Below are 18,485 nucleotides of genomic sequence, written 5' to 3'. Positions count from 1 at the left end.
ATCAATCTTTTAGATGAAAAGTGGCACTTACAGGATAATGATCGGACAAAAACCAATTTTCCGGTCCGTTGTGGACTTGTGCATCCTTACATTTTTTGGAGAGCTCAGGTGAAACCATAATATAATCTATCCGTTCCATACACGAAACTAATAGTTCCATGCTTTCTTGGTTTACCTCACCCAAAACCCGACCGGGAAAACTGCCTCTTTCCATCAATCCTGCTGTATATTTTTGAACCGGATCATACAAGGGCACCGCAAGAAATTTAGACATTACGGCGTAATCCAGACTTTCGTTCACCAAATTCCCATTTATGCCTTTTTCTTTATTGGATTCCCGTAATCTGGTCAACAAGGAACCCTTGGGATCGTACAAATCAGCATCAAAGGGGGAATGGGCATTGAAATCTCCCAAAACTACATATTTGGAACTGGTTTTAATGATTTCTTCCAATTTCCTTGATAGTATATTGGCCTCCTCCCGCCTTCTTTCGAAGCTCCCCGGATGTAGATGAATTACCAAAAATTCAATTCCGCTTGTTGTACAGTGCAAGGCACCATGGTGCATACCTTCTAGAATTTTTTCTTTTAGCTCTATGGGGTATTTAGAGGTAAAGCCAACCGAGTAACCCGTTGTTTTCAATAAAACAGAATAATCATGGCCCCACGTCAGCGCATCCTCCCGCAATTTTTCCGGGGTATAGGCACATAATTCCTGAAGTGCCACTACATCTGGAGTTTGGGTATTTATCCAATTTTGTACTTTTTCCCTTCTTTCATTATCCTTGCCCCAATCATAACCGTTCCAAATGTTGTAGGTGATGATTTTAAAATCAGTTTTTTTGTCTTGGGACGCTAATAATAACGGGAGCAATACAAGAATCCAAAAAATATTTCGAAAATTCATTCTTTTAGATTTATTTTAAAAACATGGCCAACTGTTCTGTCCCCACCAAAAATATTCCAACCAGATGGGCCGTACAAATATGCCGGTTTGTTATTTATCATTAAAACTTTGGGGCGTTCCAGCTTAGGGGCGACACCATATATCTTCACCGCTTTTTTAGGGTCATAATCCTTATAATAGGTGGGCAATAAATCATAACCAACCGTGGCTTCCTCCAAATTAAAAGTAAGTCCGTCCTTTGACTTCCATAGTGTTCCACCACCAACTATGCCCGTATTTTGACCATGATTATCCGTGGTCAATAAAAAAATATGATCTTGATAAGCAAAAACGGTTCCATCTTCCAATGTACCCTTATTGGAGGTAACCGGTTTATCCTGAATAATATATGGGCCCTTTAACTCAGTAGCCTTCGCCAGACCATACTTTAGAATCCCATCCGTGGTTTTGGTTTTAAAATACAGAAAGTAATTTCCATTTACTTCCAAAAAGGCAGGATTGGCCACTCCCATATTGGATTTATAATTCCATTTTTGAGGATTATCGGCATGTAAGACCATCCCGTCCTTGCCCACTTTTTTCCATGGGCCATAAGGAGATTTTGCAATTGCCATTCCAATACGTTGATTACCCGGATGTGGTGGTTGATGATAATTATTGTTGGCAATATACAACAGCACAAAGTACTTGCCCAGCTTCTTGATTTCCGGATTGTGCGGTGCATATTTATCCCAGGTATCCTTTCCTGTGCCCTTTATGGCCACATCTGAAAATAAAAAAGGTCCTTCAGGTGAATCCGCAACATAATGGGCAATTTCGGAAGACCTTCTCCATGCGGGATTAACATTCTTTTCCGGCCAACGCGCTACGAATAAGTGCGTTTTTCCATCCTCATCCATAATGGGTGCGCAACCCCAAAAGGTATAATTATCATCTTGAACCGCAACCCCTTTGTATTCCAAATTTTGGGCTATAAAAGATAAGGGCATCTGAAGGGACTTTTCTTGGGCATATCCAAAATCAACGACCAAGAGTATGATAAAAATAAAAAAACTTAAAATGTGCTTCACTTTATTCACAATAATCAATATACTTTTAAATCGGCACTAATGCCCAGCTGATACGGTATTTTATATCTGAATGGATTAGTAATTTTTATTTTATTCCAATTCAACTTCCAAGGGAATCTGTACATTAAAAGAACTGCCATCGTTTTTAACGTTTACATTGCCTAGGGCAGATGCGGCATATAGATATTGGGGCATACCATCTTCACTCAACAATAGTTGCGGGCGTTCCAATCTGTCTACCTCTATAACCGACCCATCCATTAAATGTAACTTCCGCTCCATAAATAGTGGTTTTGCCGTCAAATCCCAAACAATCCCATCCGTCGATGATAATAAGGCCAGTGTCTTTTTATGGCCTGTTAGTCTTCCTGTAAAATCCTTAACAATGGCCATATATTGTTGAAGTTTTGGGGAGTACCAGACAAAAGGGTCTTCAGTACTTGCCAAAGTGCCATCGGGCATTCTTACATCAAAAACAAAATTTTCCAAAGGTTTAAATGGGCCTTTTGGGGTATCGGCAATGGCCACTCCATGGACTCCTTTCCAGTGTGGTTCATAGACGTTGCCTTTAAAGTACAGCATATATTTTTGAATCTTTGGGTTATAAACCACTGAGGGGTTCACCACTATTATGTTGTCAGGTTTTGCCACTGTCCCAAAGGGAGATCCATTAACAATATTATTGGCCTTTACCCTAGTTCGCGGTGTTAACAATGGCTGTTTGGAACGTATAAAGTTTCCCAAAAGTAAATTTTCAAAACTATCAAATTCCAACACCCCTATACAGAGGGATTGTTGAACCCTAGCGCGTTTGTCCAAATTTTCACCTGTAGAACCTTGAGGCTGTTCCCCTGGATCTTTAGATCCTATATAATATAGATAATACTTTCCGTTAAATTTTTTGATATGTGGATTGTGCACCATTTGCGCATCCCAGGACACATTGTCCCCGTGATAGCGTGTACCTTTCAATACTATTTTTTGAAACCTAAAGCCCTTGTCCGGATAATCTGAAACGGCATATCCAATTTTGGACTGCAGCACCCAGTCCTTGACAAAACTACCTCCTTCCGCCCCACTTTCCCAAAGTGAAAACAGCATATGATACTTGCCATCGTCACCTCTTATTACGCTAGCTCCCCAAACAAAATAATTTGGAATTTGAAATATGGATGCCCCCATGATTTCGTTTGGACATTCCTTTAGCCCTACTACTCTGGCGTCTATTCTCCCTGGCGCAATCGTGATATTTTGGGCCCAGCTTAAAAAGCTGTTAGTAAAGCATATCAACAAAATGCCCCCTTTAAAACAAGTAAGTATTCCTTTCATTTTTAGCTTGTAATCTTACCCATTACAAATACTTATTTTTTCTACAAAGACTTATCAATTTTGTTAATTGGAACCATATGATATAGCCAAGTCATTTGTTCTAATTTCTGTTAATTTTTCCATTAAAATCATTTGCATTTGCTTGACCACATCACTATAAGCCGGGTTATGCGCCAAATTATTGTATTGTTTGGCGTCGTGCTCCATATCGAAAAGTTCCATTCCAGATCCGGCATCCTCATCATACTGAATATATGCCCATTTATGGCTTCGCACTAAAAACGACTTACCTCCTTGGCTTACAGAAAATGCATACTCCCTGATTTCATACTTTGGATTATCCAATGTTTTAACAAGGCTTTTTCCCTGTATATGCTTGGAAGCTTTTAGCCCTGCCAACTCGGCCAAGGTAGGATATAGGTCCAAAAGTTCAGAAAAGGAATTACAGACCGCCGGTGCTTTTCCTGGCACTTTGATAATCATAGGCACCCTAACCGATTCCTCATGTAGGCTTACTTTCATCCAAAAACGGTGCTCCCCCAAATGAAACCCATGGTCAGAAGTAAAAACAACAATGGTATTATCCTCCAAACCTTCTTCCTTTAAAGTCTTTAGTATCTTTCCTACCTGTGCATCCATATAGGCTACAGAAGCGTAATACCCAGCTACTGCCTTTTTTTCCTGTTCTTCGGACATTTCCCCATTTACACTGGTCACGTAGTTGATGCCACGGGCGGGAATATCGTCCCAATCATTTTCAACTTTAGGGGGCAATAACATTTGCTCATGTGGATAAGGTTCAAAATACTTTCTTGGGGCAACAAATGGCACATGGGGCCTTACCAACCCCACTGCCAAAAAGAAGGGATTATTTTTGTGTTGCTTAATAAGTTCGATAGCCTTTACAGCGGTTTTACCATCGGAATGTACCAAATCGTCCCCGTCTGCCTTTACAATGGTCATAACATTACCCCCTTTTCTTGGTTTAAGTCCGTAAGGATTATTTTGCACCAATTCGGCCTCCCCTTCTGCAGTCCATTCCGGTCCCTGACTATTAAACCTTTGGGACCAAGAGGCCTCATCGTCCTGTCCGTTGGAACCTGTTTCAATATCTATGGGAACTCCCATATGGTAAATCTTGCTTACCCGTGCTGTATAATAACCGTTATCCTTAAACAATTGTGAAAGTGATTTGCGTGAAGGTCCAACATTCTCCCTCCCGCTTACGTATCCGTAGGTGGTAGTAGCATTGGGGTAATAGCCAAACATTAAAGAGGCCCTTGAGGGACCACAGACCGGATATTGGGTATAAGCTCTGGTATATTTAACACCTTGTGCCGCCAATTGATCAATATTTGGGGTGAGTGACGCCCGATTTTCATAGGACGAAATAGCGGTGGCCGTTAAATCATCCGCAATTATGAACAAGACATTTGGCTGGTTATTCTTTATTTTTTTTACAGTTTTGCCTTGCTGTGCATGTCCAGTAAAAAAGCCGATCATAAACAGACATAAAAGCAATTTTCCCATTTTAACCAATTTATTAAAATTTAAAGATTGATAATTGTTCCTACTTTCCAAAAATAAGACTTAGTTCCCCAATATTTAATACGGGCCTACACTTCATTTATTACGAATCAATTCTTCCAACCCAATCGTATTTAATTTTCCTATTGCCAAAACGAATCTAACAAATACAAATAAGACTCTGTTAAAAAGCTACATAAATCCTAAAAAATTCTTCTATTTTTGCGCCATGGGCAGAAAGAATACAAGACAAGTTTTTGAAAACGTAGAAGTAGTAGATGCAGGAGCCAAAGGTAAGACCATTGGCAAAGCACCCGACGGACGGGTAATTTTCCTGACCAACACTGTCCCAGGGGATGTAGTGGACGTAATGACTACCAAAAAAAGGAAAGCTTATTTTGAGGGTGTTGCCACTAAATTCCATACTTTTTCGAACAAACGAACTACTCCTGTTTGTGAGCATTTTGGAGTTTGTGGCGGCTGTAAATGGCAGGATATGGGCTATGAGCACCAGCTATTTTACAAACAAAAAGAGGTAGAGAACAACCTTCGAAGAATTGGTCATTTGGAATTGCCGGAAACGAGTAGCATTTTAGGATCCAAAAAACAATACTTCTACAGGAACAAGATGGAATTTTCCTTTTCTGACAGTAGATGGTTGACCTTGGAGGAAATAAACTCAGGCAAGGAAATTGATGATAAAAACGCATTGGGATTTCATATTCCCGGAATGTGGGACAAAATCTTGGACATTAAAAAATGTCATTTGCAAGAAGATCCTTCCAACGCGATTAGGTTGGAAATAAAGGATTACGCCATTAAGAACAATCTATCTTTCTTTAATCCCAGAAATCAATGGGGCATGTTGCGCACGGTGATGATACGCACCTCCTCTACTGGTGAAATTATGGTGATGGTCCAATTCTATGAGGACGATTTGGAGAAGAGGGAATTATTGATGAACCATTTGGCAGTAACCTTTCCAGAAATAACTTCCTTGTTATATGTCATCAATCAAAAACAAAATGATACCATATATGACCAAGAAATCATATGCTATTCTGGACGGGATCATATATTTGAGGAAATGGAAGGGCTACAGTTTAAAATAAATGCCAAATCCTTCTATCAAACCAACTCGGACCAAGCCTATGAACTATACAAGGTAACCCGCGATTTTGCGGAACTTAGCGGAAACGAATTGGTTTACGATCTTTACACCGGTACAGGGACCATTGCCCAATTTGTAGCCAAAAAAGCTAAAAAGGTAATAGGTATTGAAGCTGTTCCCGAGGCTATAGAAGATGCCAAGGCCAATGCAAAAAGAAATAAAATAGACAATGTAGATTTCTTTGTAGGGGACATGAAGAATGTCTTTAATCCCAGCTTTATTAAGGAACACGGTAGGCCCGATCTAATTATTACCGATCCTCCCAGGGATGGTATGCATGCGGCCGTTGTACAGCAAATACTATCCATTGCTCCAGAAAAGGTCGTATATGTTAGCTGTAATAGCGCTACGCAAGCCAGGGATTTGGAAATGATGAAGGAGGATTATGAAATATTGAAAGTGCAGCCTGTGGATATGTTTCCACAAACCCATCATGTTGAAAATGTTGTACTTTTGAAAAAACGGACCAAATAGTCCACCCGAACATGAAAAAAATCTACATTCCAATACTAGTTTTAATTACATTCATCAGCTTTGGAGCCTGCGAAAAAGATGATATCTGTATAGATGGGGACACCCCACTACTAGTGATAAGATTTTATGATGTGGACAACCCCACTGAATTAAAAAAGGTACCCAAATTTAGAATTGTGGGTATTGGTCAGAATACTACAGTCACAACGGTATCCGACAGAACCGATTCGGATTCCATTGCCATTCCCTTAAAGGTTACAGAAAACACCACAGGGTTTTATTTTATTAGCAACTCTTCAGATGTTGAAACTACAGATTCCAGCGATGAAACCATTACCGTTGAAGGGGGGGATTTAGATACCTTGTACTTCAATTACTCTAGAATAGATAAGTTTGTTTCCAGGGCATGTGGATATATTGCCAATTATGAAGATTTAACTAGCGATCTAAAAACTGAAACTGATAACTGGATAAAGGATATAGAAATTGTAACCCCATTGGTAGAAAATTCAACAGCGGCCCATGTTAAGATATTTCATTAGTAGTTTTTTATTTTTCACCTTTCTTTTGGGGCATACCCAAAGCAAGCCCATTGACCTTCAGCCAAAAGACACCGTGGCCCACACCGACCCGTATGGTATTAGGGTGGGAATAGATCTTAGCCGCCTGTTAATTTCATTTTTAAATGATGATTACCAAGGATTTGAAATAGTTGGGAATTATAGGATTACGAACAAACTATATGTGGCTGCGGAACTTGGTAATGAAAAGAATACCAAACAAGAAGACCTATACAATTTTACCACTTCGGGAAGCTACTTAAAATTGGGGGTGGATTATAACACCTATGCGAATTGGTATGGCATGAACAATTCCATACACGTAGGGGGGCGCTATGCCTACAGCACCTTTAGTCAGACCTTAAATAATTATCAAATTTTTGACACCAACCGGTATTGGACCGATCCGGATTATCAGATCAACCCTGATCCGGATGCCGTAAACGACTTCGCTGTTGGTTCGGATGTCGCCCAAGAATTTAGCGGACTAAATGCCAGTTGGCTGGAGGCTGTGCTTGGTGTAAAAGCCGAACTCTTCGCTAACATTTTTTTGGGAGCAAGCGTTCGCATTGGATTCTTGGTCAGCAACAAGGAAACGGACAATTTCAGCAATCTATGGATTCCTGGATTCAATAAAGTTACCGACGGGAGTAAATTTGGCGTGGGATACAATTATTCCATTACCTATTTTATACCGCTCTATAAAAAAGCAAAAAAAATTAAGGAAAAGGAAGAAAAGCAACCGCCGATACCAGAAAAACCTAGAGCTCCCGAAAACCCTTAATAAAAATCCATTTCATCATCAGTTTCTCTCCTGATTTTGTTTTTACAGCACTGAATTTGGGCGCCAAGAAGCTTGCGGCCACCGCGGCTATAAAAGCCAGGATCAGAGTGTTGATCGACAATAACATACCAAGTAATAATCTGCCCACCACAAATAAAATGGCAAAGCCTAGAAAATTAAAGATGAGGGCCTTATGTTTCGGTTTCAAAATTTCTATACCTTTAAATGACTATATACGGCCTATTCCGCTTTGTTAAACTTGGCCTTCTTGCTCCCCTCGTACATTACGTATTTAACCAGGCGCGACTCCAAATGACTATTAAAGACCTTGATCTTCCTGGAAGGACGAAGCCCTACAAACTTTAAGGCCTCCAAGTTGGATGTTATGAACCATGCATCGGTCCCTGGATAATTACGTTTTAAAGTGTTTCCTATATCGGTATAAAAATCCTCCATTTCTATATCCAATCGCTCGCCATAAGGTGGATTGAACACCATATGCAAATGTTTGTCCGTAAATTTTTCCGTATCAAAAAAGTTTTTCCTTTCCACGGTTATATAATCGGATAAATTGGCATTGACTATGTTATCCTGAGCTTTTCTTACTGCAGATGGCGCCTTGTCATATCCAATGATCTTATGGTTAAACTCCCGTGTTCTTTTAAGACTGCTGTCTACAATTTTTTCAAAAAGATCGGGATCAAAATCGTGCCATTTCTCAAAGGCAAATTCCTTCCTATTAATGTTGGCTGGAATATTACAGGCAATCATGGCTGCTTCTGTCAATAAAGTGCCACTACCGCACATAGGATCCAAAAAGTCGCATTGTCCATCCCATCCACTCAACAACAAAATACCGGCGGCCAATACCTCATTAATAGGGGCAATATTGGTTGCTGTCCTGTACCCTCGTTGATGTAACGACCTCCCTGATGAATCCAAGGCCACATTGCATTGATCGTTTTGAATATGGATATTGATCCTAACATCCGGGAATTTTATATCTACATCCGGCCTACTACCATCCGTATCCCTAAACTTATCCACTATGGCATCTTTAGTTTTTTGGGATACATATAAGGAGTGGGTGAAATTTTCACTATTTACTGTGGCGTCTATAGCAAAAGTTGTGGAGGTCGAAAGATAATCGAACCAATCCATGGCATAGATTTTTTTATAAAGATCGTTTTCATCCCGAACGCGAAATGAATGAATAGGTTTAACGATTTTAATTGCAGTCCGCAAACAAAGGTTTGCCTTGTACATAAAACCCGTATCTCCTTCAAAAAAAACACTCCTAACCCCTTCTTCTACATTTCCAGCACCAAGGTTACGCAGTTCCTTTGCCAAAATTTCTTCAAAACCAAACATGGTCTTGGCCACCATTTTAAAATTATTGTTCATATCTACCTTTAAGATTACCGCAAAAATACGTTAATTTTAGCCCTTATTAGCCAATATGGTAATTTTGTAGAATACCAGAACCAATCATAAATGAAATATTTATTGCCCATTCTTGGCGTATTGCTGAGTTTTATATTTGTATACTTCACAAAACCAAAAAACAAGGAAGTCTTTAAACTACTCCTAGCTTTTAGCGGGGCTTTTTTACTGGCGCTTACGGTATTTGAATTGTTCCCTGAAGTTTACGGTAGTGCAGAACCAAAAACGGTCGGGGTATTTATTATGTTGGGGATCCTTCTCCAGATTTTTCTTGAATTTTTTTCCAAGGGGGCGGAACACGGGCATGTTCATTTAGATCCTGAAAAATCGGATTTTCCGTGGATGCTTTTCATAAGCCTATGTATCCATTCTCTGCTAGAAGGATTACCTATAGAAAATCACAATACTATACTATATGGAATTTTAATACATAAAATTCCTATTGCCATTATCCTTAGCATATTTTTATTGAGCTCGAAGATAAAGTTGCAGTCGGCAATATTTTTTATAGTGCTTTTTTCCTTAATGACCCCCATTGGCACCTACATTGCTGCCAATTACGAGTTTGTCCACACCTATGCCGTCTTGCTGAACGCTTTGGTAATTGGTGTTTTCCTTCATATCTCAACGGTAATTCTGTTTGAAAGTTCGGAAGCACATAAATTCAACCTACGTAAATTGGTAGTTATTATACTGGGTATCGTAATTGCTTATTCCCTATAGATGTTTAGTAAGGAAGAAGCAAAAAAGTTAAGGCAGGATTTCTGGATTTCCTTTGGAAAGTCATTCCCAAGAAAATGGATTCTTTACAACACCGGAATAAAGGATTTCTCATTTAAGTTCCACTTTGATTTGTCCACTGCCATGGTTTCAATGGATATTGAAAATCAAGATCTGGAGAAACGGATGGAATTATGGGAAAAATTAATTTCACTTCAGTCGCTTTTCAAAGAGGAATATCTACCAAATGCCCTGTTCCAGGATACGGTTTTCCTAGATAGCGGTAAGGAAATATCGAGGGTCTCCGTTAGTTTGAACAATGTTTCCATTCATAACAAAAACACCTGGCAGGAGACCATGGTATTTTTGAAGGAAAACATGGCCAAATTTGAAGATTTCTTCAACGAATATGAAGATATTATTCGTCCCTAAACCACATTGATCAAAATAAAAAACCAATGACTTATGGCACCTCCCAGCACGAACAAATGCCAGATAAAGTGATTATAAGGGATCCTTTCCATAGCGTAAAACAGTATCCCTAAAGTATAAAATGCACCCCCTAAAAAAAGGGTTCCCAGTCCAATGGTCGTGGTATTGCTTAGTAAATTATCCAAATCCAATACGATCAACCAACCCATTACCAAATAAAGTAAAAGCGATATAAATTCGTATTTGCCAGTGTAAAATAACTTCATTAACGTACCAACAGCAGCTATACCCCAGACAATATAAAATAGTAGCCACCCATTACCTTTTTCCAACAATATCAAGGCCACTGGTGTATAGGTCCCCGCAATTAAAAAATAAATACTAATGTGATCCAATATTCGTAATCTATTTTTCAAATTTGGATCCTTTACAAGATGGTATAAGGTTGATGCCGTAAATAAAAGCACAAAGGTAAAGCTGTAAACAACAATGGAAAAAATTCCATAGGCATTGTGCCGATCGTTTATCTGATAAAGCACAATAAAGCCTATCAGCCCAAGAAGGATGCCTAGGGCATGTGAAAGGGTGTTCAATTTTTCCTCTTTTTCCAGCATTTGTTGGTTGTTGATAATGTAAAATTAACCAAAGTAAATTTTACATGAATGCCATATCATAGGAAATAAATAATATTGCCCCGTCTGCACAAACAACACTTATAACCAGACAAATAGTTCCATTACGCCATTAAATCTACGTATTACCGCAAAAGCCTATTGGGCAACGATCAATCTACTTCAAAAACAGCTTCGGAAGCCAGTGGTAAACCATCGTTGGTAATTCCTTGTAAAACAACTCTATAGATGGAAGATTTCGTTCCTGCAGGAAAAATCACTTTGCTCTTTCCATTATTATCCATTTTCACTGTGGGCTCCCAATGGAGGGTGGAACTGAATTTTTTCCTATTCGCTCCCAGATCGTCATTTCCATACGCCGGTTCGTAAAACTTTCTGGGCTTATAAAATCCCTGGTAGTTAAACACATTGCCAGCAACTTTATTTTTCTGATCCTTAAGCTCCTTACCTGTTAGGGTGTACACTGCAATAACACCGTTTCCTCCTTCGGAACCAAAAATTGAAGCTCTAGCCCCCTTTAAAACATCTATAAAATCGACCTCCCAAACAGGGACGTTTTCAATTGCTTCTTGGTTTACAGGTACACCATTTAAAAGGAAAAGGGGGGTGGTTCCTCTTTCCGAACTCATGGAATTAACACCTCTAATAGCCACAAATCCACCATACACATCAACCCCAGGGACACGGGCACGTAAAGCCGCCAAAATATTCGGATAGGGCTGATTTCTTATTTCTGAAAAATCCACTGTATTGGATACACTGCTGTAAATAGAACTTGTACTTCTTTTTGTATCCATCTCCTTCTTCTTGGACCTTCCTTCAGTTATGATCAATACTTCATCCAATTGGATCAATTTCATCATTTCGTTTTCAAAATTTGTATCAAAACCTTTTCTTGCAACAGGATTTTCCAAAAATTGTTCAAAGCTGGCAGTCTCCCCTAGCCTATGCTCTTTCTTAAGGGAACTAATCGGTGCAGGTCTTACGGAATCCAATTGAATAGCAAATTCTTTCATTGGACGATCATAATCCACCATTTCAAAAGCCAGCTTATTATCTTCCATGATATCCAGCCCCAAAAACTTAAAACGTCCGTCTTCATTTGATTTTACGCTAAGGCGACCCATCAAATTACTGTCTTGAAAGGTCAATTTCACAGTAGCTACATCCGGCTTATCGGGATTATGAAATTTACGTACCTCTCCTTCCACAGAGATTCCCATTTCTTTAACAAAAGCAAAGGAATCACCCCTAGTATTTGGCAAATCGTTTACAATAAATTGTCGCCACCCTTGGGTCATCATCAACAGGTCCAAAAACTGTCTTCTTTTAGGATCTTCAGAATAAAAATAATAACCAGGATTTTCTATTTTCCCTTTTACTTCTGAATTCAATAACAAATACGTTCGTATGTCAGCCTGATGCTCCCTAGGTGATGAAGCCGCTAAATCCGTAACGGAAATAGACATATTTGCTCCAAAATTCGATATATCCTGTCCTTTGGAATCCAGCTCAATACTAAGTTGCACCGTGCCATTTTTGGTATTTGTTTGGGATAAAGGAATAATTTTAATTTCGGGAGACGAACTACCATCATCATAAAACACTAATCGCTCACATATGGCCGTGCTCTTTTCATCCACAAGTGTAAATTGGGCAATTCCGGTCACAAGTAGCTCTTTATCGACTTTAAAAACAGCTAGAGATTTATCCTGGTCAATTTTGGCATTATATATTGTTCCTGTTCGCTGGCTTCCAAATAAGCTAAAACCGTTAAGCCCGTTGTCACTTGATGTTTGAATATTTATCTGATAATAATCCCTTAATTCCTGTACCCGCATTACAATTCCGTCTTTGACCCCTTGTGGCAGATCATAGGAATATTTTTTGCCATTGTGCACAATATTGGCAGTGTATTTTCTTCCCTCCACGGGTTTAATATCAAAGAGTCCCATCCCTAAATGGGCAGATGCGAATTCAGTAATTTGTGTACCTGTCTCATCCAAAATTACACCTTCAATATCTATTGATCTGCCATCTACCCCCAATATCTTGAAACCAACACGGTTAAAATAATCATTGACCAAGTTCCCTCCCTCTGGAAAAAATTGCAAATCTGGCATTTGTCCTTGCAACACCAGTTCCGATTCCACCTGTTCATTCCCATCCAAAGCCGTTCCAACGTTTTTCGTTATAAAATTCAATGGGCTAATGTATAACTGTTGCCTAAAAAAATAGGTCTCGTCAAAATTTCGCATATAGTTTGTATAGGCCCTTACCGTATACTCGCCTCCATATAAATCTGAAGGCAAGGCGAAGTCCCCATTTCCAATACCATCTTCTATCCTAATTATTTTGAAGTCTACAATTTTATTGTCAGGGCCAACAATATCTACATACACTACATTCCTTATAGCATCCCATAGGTGTGAAGCCGCATTTAAAAGGTATACTTTAAACCAAATATCTTCCCCCGCATTGTAATATGATTTATCCAAGTGCAAGAATACCTTTTCCCGATAGTTTGTGGAATCGTTAGCTATAAAATATTTTGAATTGTCCTGTCCTTGGGAATAAGTGCAATCAGTGAACGCTATCCAAAGAAATAATACTAATGCTGTTATTTTCAAAATGTTCAATACTTAGTTCAACTGTACAATTAAATCTACAATTTTTTTCTTTACGAAAAATCATAATTTAACTGTGGTAAAGAGAAATATTCCCAAACCATTTGCACATTAAAACATAAGAGTGAACATTTTCACCAAGAACCAACTAGTGTCGGTTGAAAAATAATAAACCAATAAGTTGCAGATAATCTCTTTCAGTATTATTGGACGATAAGCTTGGCCCTCATCACCGATGAATGACCTGGAAAAGTACATACTATCCAATATTCACCTGGTTCCTTTGGCATTTTAACATAAATCTTTTCAGCTGTTTCCGGTTGCATAATAGCGGTGTGATAAAGCACTAAATCGGTATCCGGCACATAGTTATAGTCAGGACCGTCCAATCCCAGCATTAAGGCCAACTGACCGACCTTATCAACCGATTCCTTACCCTTTTCCGTAATAACCAGATTGTGCATCATATCGTCGTTATTATTAAAAGTGAGCTCTACCTTGGCCCCCCTTTGAACCTTAACTTCCTCTACATCATACTTTAATCCCGGCTTGGTTCCTATCATCAATTTCTGATCGGATTTATTATTCCAATCAGCTGGCATTTTTGTTATTCTTTTTGGCTGAACAATTGTTTTCCCGGACTTGGCCAACCCGGTCATTTGAGGTGACTTCAATTCTCCACCTGGGACTTCGTTCAGGGTATAATAACCCGTGTCATGCAGTAGTTTCTTTCCCGAATTGGAAGTAAGGTTTGGAATTTTTATCTCGTGGATAAAGCCCAATCGCATACCGTGCAAAGTTAATTTCACAGATAATCCATCTGCGGAAACCTCTGCATTGTGGACCATTACTGGTTGTTCCTCCGTAATTGGGCTACCATAGTCACTGTGATATTTATAGGTGAAGCTTTTCATTTGATAGCTAGCAACATCACTGGCCAATTTTTTATTGACGGGTTGGGTGAATTCCAATTGAAATCCATCATCCAACGCTTTCATCGTTTTTACTTCAAAAGGTACTTTCCCTGTCCACTCCAATCTTTGCAGACCATATGGAGCTTTTCCTGTGGAGGCCCATCCCCTACTTGTCATACCCACAAACATGCTGGAATCACTACCCCAGATCATACGCAATATTCCTGAGGAAAAACCCTCTCGAAATAAAAAGGAAGCCCCTTGGTACACCCCATTGACCTTTTCCATATATACTCGCATTATTTTACTATGTCCCTGATCACCGATAAACATCTGACCTTCAAAGGGTCCAAATTTTCCATGGGTGGTATCATAAAGGATATCCGAAGTTGAAATCCCCTGAATGGTGTGCGGGAACCAGATGGCTGGAGCCTTAAGAGCAGGTACCTTTTTTGCATATTCATAAAGACTTAAGCCCGATTGCTTTTCAATTTCTTCCTGTTTCAATTTTAGGGGCGATTGCGGATCGACTGTCCACCGCAACCCTTCCGGATTACCAGCAAAATCGCCTACTTCCAAATGGGTCATCCTTCCGGAACCTACCCAATCCCCTTGATTTTCGGTATAGAAATAGTCACCTTCAGAATTTACATTAAATCCTGCAGGAGACCTTAAGCCGGTTGCAATAGGGGTCATTTCCCCTTCTGGTGTTATTTTTAACATCCATCCCCTCCATTTTACCAAACTAGAGCCGTGGCCAATCCAGGATAAATTTAAAGTGACCAACATATCCCCATTGGGCAAAATTAACGGACCATAGGAATAATCGTGGTAATTCCCGGACAAAGGCCATGTATATATAGTCTTATAACTGTCTGCCTTTCCATCCCCGTTCCTGTCATCCAATCTCGTAAGTTCTCCTCGTTGGGAAAGATAGAAACCATTTTCCTTATAGGCCAAGCCCAAGGTCTCGTGCATCCCGTGAGCATATCTCTTATAAACTGGGCTTAGACTATATGGCTTATCTATTAACCATACCTCGCCCCTTCTGGTAGACACCCCCAATTTATCGTCATCCGTAAACGCCAATCCTCCTACTTCCAATACAATATCATTTGGAATTGGCACATCTACTATTTTATAATATTCTGCTTCCTTTTTGGCCATTTCCGAACTTTCCTGTCCAAATGTACCTTGTACTGTTCCTAATAGGAATACAAAGAAAACTGCCTGTCTTAAAATCTGCATAATTGGTTGTTTTGGGTTACCAAATAATATTGTATGTAATGTTCCCACTGTCCGCGGGTATTTTTAGAAGTAATTCATCCTTTCCATTGGATTGACGGATTATAGGATCTAAGTCACTATTTCCGGAGAAATCGATAAAATAACTTTCATCATTGACAATGAATGTGCCATCCTCCAATTGTTTAATGGATTCCCCTTCGGCAATTTTATGCCAGATGTCCCCATTGCCCTTAATGCTGATGGTACGCTCAAGGCCACGTCCGTCCTTTGAGGTTTTAAATGAATTGCTAATAGTAGTACCTTCTTCTTGATGTAAAAAAACCGGTAATCCATTGTCATGCATTTCATAACCCAATGGCTTAAACCTTATGTTGGAGGGAATGCTGTCTGGCCAAACCATATCCTTATCCTCCAAAGTCATAAAATCCGGATCTCCATGAAAGGATACTGAAAATCCCTTTGGTTCCGCCAACTGATTGGTACCTCTAAGATGCCACATCTGGGTAACATCAAGAAAATCGCCTTGCCATACCTGTAGTATAGCTCCTCTACTTAAATCGTATGAATAATTTATACGGTCAGGACTCCCAACCGCAATACAGTGTGTCCTTTTTTCATCACCATGCATCATATATCCACGTTGGGTTACAGTCTCCTCTCCTACTGTAATAAGTATATCATTATCTGACCCCTTTTTAGCTGAACTTAAAGAGTTCTTTGCATGTAGGGGCATTTTTTGCATTTCAGGGCCCTCTGCCGTAATACTAAAACCTGTAAACCACGGATAATTCTTATTATAAATGAAGGTAAAAGGTACTTTCCCCTTTTCTAACATAATTTCACCTATACCAGGTGTATCCAAATCGAACTTTCCATTTAGATTAACCACGGTATCATTGCCGATCAACAGCAAGGCACCACCGTGATTTAAACCAATATTGAAGAGGTAGTTGCCAGAGTTTGGAATATCCATTTGTCCCTTATAACTTAGAATTCTTGTAACCCTATTTCCAGTTACCATATTGGCAGAAATACTATCTACATTTTTCTCTCCAATAACCGTAAGCGTATCCAAACCGGCAATTGTATCAGAATTACTTTCGTATTCTGTCATATACATATCGGACAAGGCCAGCTTTTTATTTTCGTACTTTTTATACTTGATGTTTTTTAAAGCAACTGGACCGTGATCTCCTTGAATCATTAATGGTCCTCTAGCTTTTTCATCATTAAAGGCAGAAGCCCTTGTAGGGCCAGTTACCTCCACATTTTCCTGAATCAATACCCCATTAAGCCATACTTCCTGAAAAATAGCATTTTGTATTTTCTCGCCCGCATTATTAAACCTAGGTGCATGGAACAGTATTTTAAAATGTTGCCAAAGCCCAGGGGATTTTGAAGCGTTGGTTCTTGGGGGGTTCCCCTGGTAACCACCATCCTCATTAAAATTTGAACTTTGATAAATACCACCCATATCCGCATAAGTAGTCTCCTTTACTCCCCAACTATCCAATAATTGCACTTCATACCTACCTTGAAAATAAAGTCCCGAATTTGAGTTCACCGGCATCATCACATCCAGTTCAATTTCGAGATCCCCATGTTCAAAATTTGTAAAGATGTGACCATTTTTGGTTTCCACTTCTGGAATGTTGGCCAAAATTCCTTTTCCTGTGGAGGATGTCAAAATTTTGTCTTTTGATCTATCCACATATACATCCCCAACAATTTTCCAATTGGGAGTCTCCACTTTAAACATGGATAGGTCATCCAATGCCAACTCAGAGAATGGTAAATAATCCTTTATTTTAGGAGATTCTTCGGTGGTAGTTGCAGATTCCTTGGATGGACGATCACCGCATGAAATAAAAATCAGCAATAATCCACTTAAAAACAATGGAATTTTCATAAAATTGAAGCTTAGGTTACTTGGAACAGTTGTTCCAAACCCTAAAGATATAAATATAAGTTCTAAAACTCCAATATTAGCCCGGTCCAGCAACAATACACCTTAGTTCTATCCCCATAGCAATGGCCATTTCAACTACGAAAAGGTTTTCGTAACTTTATGAAGTCATTTACAAAAGTAAGATATAAGCAGAAACCTATAATGGAAAATAATCATATTTACCCGTGTTTTCAAAGACTGTTTAGCCAATGAGTTGATTTGAAAATGAGGCAATTTGAAAATGAGGCAATTTGCTGATTTGAAAATGTACCAATTCATCAATGTACCAATGAATTGATGCAACAATTGGTTAATTTGAAAATATAACAATTTGGTGATTTGAAAATGTAGCAATTGTTCAATGTACCGATTGCTTAGCAAACCTAATAATGACCGTCCCTAGGTACAAATGCAGTGCAGTACAAAGGGATAAGGTAACGGATCACGCCAGCGGCGCGCCCTGTGTTGGATATAGTACAAAAAAAAAGTCCCCTCATCTTGCGATGATGGGACTTCAAAAAAAGGCGGCGGCCTATTCAATGACAGCCCGTTACTGCAAGCGTAGCGAAGCAGGAACGGATGCTGGAACCGATCACGCCAGCGGCGTGCCCTGTGTTGGATATAGTACAAAAAAAAGTCCCCTCATCTTGCGATGAAGGGACTTCAAAAAAAGGCGGCGGCCTACTCTCCCACTTGGTG

Annotated in this window: 16 protein-coding genes; 6 read left to right on the top strand and 10 right to left on the bottom strand. The window is 39.4% G+C overall.

The window, feature by feature from the left end; genetic code table 11:
- Position 1 precedes the first annotated feature (1 nt).
- From MWU82_RS09360 to MWU82_RS09345, 4 genes are all read right to left on the bottom strand, one after another.
- Positions 2 to 907: an endonuclease/exonuclease/phosphatase family protein gene (locus tag MWU82_RS09360; RefSeq protein ID WP_247096196.1), complete on the bottom strand. Its 906-nt coding sequence runs from the start codon at positions 905 to 907 to the stop codon at positions 2 to 4.
- Positions 904 to 1,977 (bottom strand): glycoside hydrolase family protein, encoded by a 1,074-nt coding sequence (locus MWU82_RS09355; RefSeq protein WP_247096195.1) that lies wholly within the window; start codon positions 1,975 to 1,977, stop codon positions 904 to 906. Before MWU82_RS09355 ends, MWU82_RS09360 begins: the two co-directional genes overlap by 4 nt.
- Positions 1,978 to 2,067: 90 nt before the next feature.
- Positions 2,068 to 3,306, bottom strand: a complete 1,239-nt coding sequence (locus tag MWU82_RS09350; RefSeq protein WP_247096194.1) for a glycoside hydrolase family protein — start codon at positions 3,304 to 3,306, stop codon at positions 2,068 to 2,070.
- A gap of 63 nt (positions 3,307 to 3,369) precedes the next feature.
- Positions 3,370 to 4,836 carry a sulfatase gene (locus tag MWU82_RS09345; RefSeq protein WP_247096193.1) on the bottom strand — a complete coding sequence of 489 codons (1,467 nt, stop codon included), beginning with the start codon at positions 4,834 to 4,836 and terminating at the stop codon, positions 3,370 to 3,372.
- Positions 4,837 to 5,062: 226 nt separating this feature from the next.
- Between MWU82_RS09345 and rlmD the strand changes: the two genes are divergently transcribed.
- The 3 genes from rlmD to MWU82_RS09330 are packed head-to-tail and all read left to right on the top strand — an operon-like array spanning position 5,063 to position 7,822.
- Positions 5,063 to 6,478 carry a 23S rRNA (uracil(1939)-C(5))-methyltransferase RlmD gene (gene rlmD, locus MWU82_RS09340; protein ID WP_247096192.1) on the top strand — a complete coding sequence of 472 codons (1,416 nt, stop codon included), beginning with the start codon at positions 5,063 to 5,065 and terminating at the stop codon, positions 6,476 to 6,478.
- 11 nt (positions 6,479 to 6,489) lie between these two features.
- Positions 6,490 to 7,020 (top strand): DUF6452 family protein, encoded by a 531-nt coding sequence (locus MWU82_RS09335; protein WP_247096191.1) that lies wholly within the window; start codon positions 6,490 to 6,492, stop codon positions 7,018 to 7,020.
- Positions 7,001 to 7,822 carry a DUF6048 family protein gene (locus MWU82_RS09330; RefSeq protein WP_247096190.1) on the top strand — a complete coding sequence of 274 codons (822 nt, stop codon included), beginning with the start codon at positions 7,001 to 7,003 and terminating at the stop codon, positions 7,820 to 7,822. The genes MWU82_RS09335 and MWU82_RS09330 overlap by 20 nt, the downstream gene beginning before the upstream one ends.
- On the opposite strand, the gene MWU82_RS09325 is transcribed toward MWU82_RS09330, so the two are convergent.
- Positions 7,800 to 8,030 (bottom strand): hypothetical protein, encoded by a 231-nt coding sequence (locus MWU82_RS09325; RefSeq protein ID WP_247096189.1) that lies wholly within the window; start codon positions 8,028 to 8,030, stop codon positions 7,800 to 7,802. The genes MWU82_RS09330 and MWU82_RS09325 overlap by 23 nt on opposite strands.
- 32 nt (positions 8,031 to 8,062) lie before the next feature.
- On the bottom strand, positions 8,063 to 9,226 hold the full coding sequence (locus tag MWU82_RS09320) for a THUMP domain-containing protein (protein ID WP_247096188.1): 1,164 nt from the start codon (positions 9,224 to 9,226) through the stop codon (positions 8,063 to 8,065).
- Positions 9,227 to 9,316: 90 nt separating this feature from the next.
- Between MWU82_RS09320 and MWU82_RS09315 the strand changes: the two genes are divergently transcribed.
- Positions 9,317 to 9,988: a ZIP family metal transporter gene (locus tag MWU82_RS09315; RefSeq protein ID WP_215948656.1), complete on the top strand. Its 672-nt coding sequence runs from the start codon at positions 9,317 to 9,319 to the stop codon at positions 9,986 to 9,988.
- Positions 9,989 to 10,417 (top strand): DUF4268 domain-containing protein, encoded by a 429-nt coding sequence (locus MWU82_RS09310; RefSeq protein WP_215948657.1) that lies wholly within the window; start codon positions 9,989 to 9,991, stop codon positions 10,415 to 10,417.
- Here MWU82_RS09310 and MWU82_RS09305 read toward each other — a convergent pair.
- The 4 genes from MWU82_RS09305 to MWU82_RS09290 form a co-directional block, all read right to left on the bottom strand.
- The gene (locus tag MWU82_RS09305) at positions 10,414 to 11,031 is read right to left on the bottom strand and encodes a hemolysin III family protein (RefSeq protein WP_247096187.1); all 618 of its coding nucleotides are present in this window, start codon (positions 11,029 to 11,031) and stop codon (positions 10,414 to 10,416) included. The genes MWU82_RS09310 and MWU82_RS09305 overlap by 4 nt on opposite strands.
- A gap of 170 nt (positions 11,032 to 11,201) precedes the next feature.
- Entirely contained in the window at positions 11,202 to 13,679 is a 2,478-nt protein-coding gene (locus MWU82_RS09300) for a TonB-dependent receptor plug domain-containing protein (RefSeq protein ID WP_247096186.1), read from the bottom strand.
- Positions 13,680 to 13,879: 200 nt separating this feature from the next.
- Complete coding sequence (locus MWU82_RS09295; RefSeq protein WP_247096185.1) at positions 13,880 to 15,838, bottom strand: plastocyanin/azurin family copper-binding protein; 1,959 nt, start codon at positions 15,836 to 15,838, stop codon at positions 13,880 to 13,882.
- Between the two features lie 16 nt (positions 15,839 to 15,854).
- Positions 15,855 to 17,747, bottom strand: a complete 1,893-nt coding sequence (locus tag MWU82_RS09290) for a DUF1080 domain-containing protein (RefSeq protein WP_215948660.1) — start codon at positions 17,745 to 17,747, stop codon at positions 15,855 to 15,857.
- 428 nt (positions 17,748 to 18,175) lie between these two features.
- Between MWU82_RS09290 and MWU82_RS09285 the strand changes: the two genes are divergently transcribed.
- Positions 18,176 to 18,442, top strand: a complete 267-nt coding sequence (locus MWU82_RS09285; protein ID WP_247096184.1) for a hypothetical protein — start codon at positions 18,176 to 18,178, stop codon at positions 18,440 to 18,442.
- Positions 18,443 to 18,485: the final 43 nt, after the last annotated feature.

The sequence above is a fragment of the Arenibacter sp. S6351L genome (assembly GCF_023016025.1).
Lineage (GTDB): Bacteria > Bacteroidota > Bacteroidia > Flavobacteriales > Flavobacteriaceae > Arenibacter > Arenibacter algicola_B.
Note: the sequence above shows the minus strand (reverse complement) of the source record. Positions and strands in the feature narration are given on the sequence as shown.

Coding starts and splice junctions, on each gene's coding strand:
- MWU82_RS09335 (WP_247096191.1), top strand. CDS start 6,490: ATGAAAAAAATCTACATTCCAATACTAGTTTTAATTACATTCATCAGC.
- MWU82_RS09290 (WP_215948660.1), bottom strand. CDS start 17,747: ATGAAAATTCCATTGTTTTTAAGTGGATTATTGCTGATTTTTATTTCA.
- MWU82_RS09285 (WP_247096184.1), top strand. CDS start 18,176: ATGACCGTCCCTAGGTACAAATGCAGTGCAGTACAAAGGGATAAGGTA.
- MWU82_RS09330 (WP_247096190.1), top strand. CDS start 7,001: ATGTTAAGATATTTCATTAGTAGTTTTTTATTTTTCACCTTTCTTTTG.
- MWU82_RS09295 (WP_247096185.1), bottom strand. CDS start 15,838: ATGCAGATTTTAAGACAGGCAGTTTTCTTTGTATTCCTATTAGGAACA.
- MWU82_RS09345 (WP_247096193.1), bottom strand. CDS start 4,836: ATGGGAAAATTGCTTTTATGTCTGTTTATGATCGGCTTTTTTACTGGA.
- rlmD (WP_247096192.1), top strand. CDS start 5,063: ATGGGCAGAAAGAATACAAGACAAGTTTTTGAAAACGTAGAAGTAGTA.
- MWU82_RS09305 (WP_247096187.1), bottom strand. CDS start 11,031: ATGCTGGAAAAAGAGGAAAAATTGAACACCCTTTCACATGCCCTAGGC.
- MWU82_RS09310 (WP_215948657.1), top strand. CDS start 9,989: ATGTTTAGTAAGGAAGAAGCAAAAAAGTTAAGGCAGGATTTCTGGATT.
- MWU82_RS09320 (WP_247096188.1), bottom strand. CDS start 9,226: ATGAACAATAATTTTAAAATGGTGGCCAAGACCATGTTTGGTTTTGAA.
- MWU82_RS09360 (WP_247096196.1), bottom strand. CDS start 907: ATGAATTTTCGAAATATTTTTTGGATTCTTGTATTGCTCCCGTTATTA.
- MWU82_RS09315 (WP_215948656.1), top strand. CDS start 9,317: ATGAAATATTTATTGCCCATTCTTGGCGTATTGCTGAGTTTTATATTT.
- MWU82_RS09350 (WP_247096194.1), bottom strand. CDS start 3,306: ATGAAAGGAATACTTACTTGTTTTAAAGGGGGCATTTTGTTGATATGC.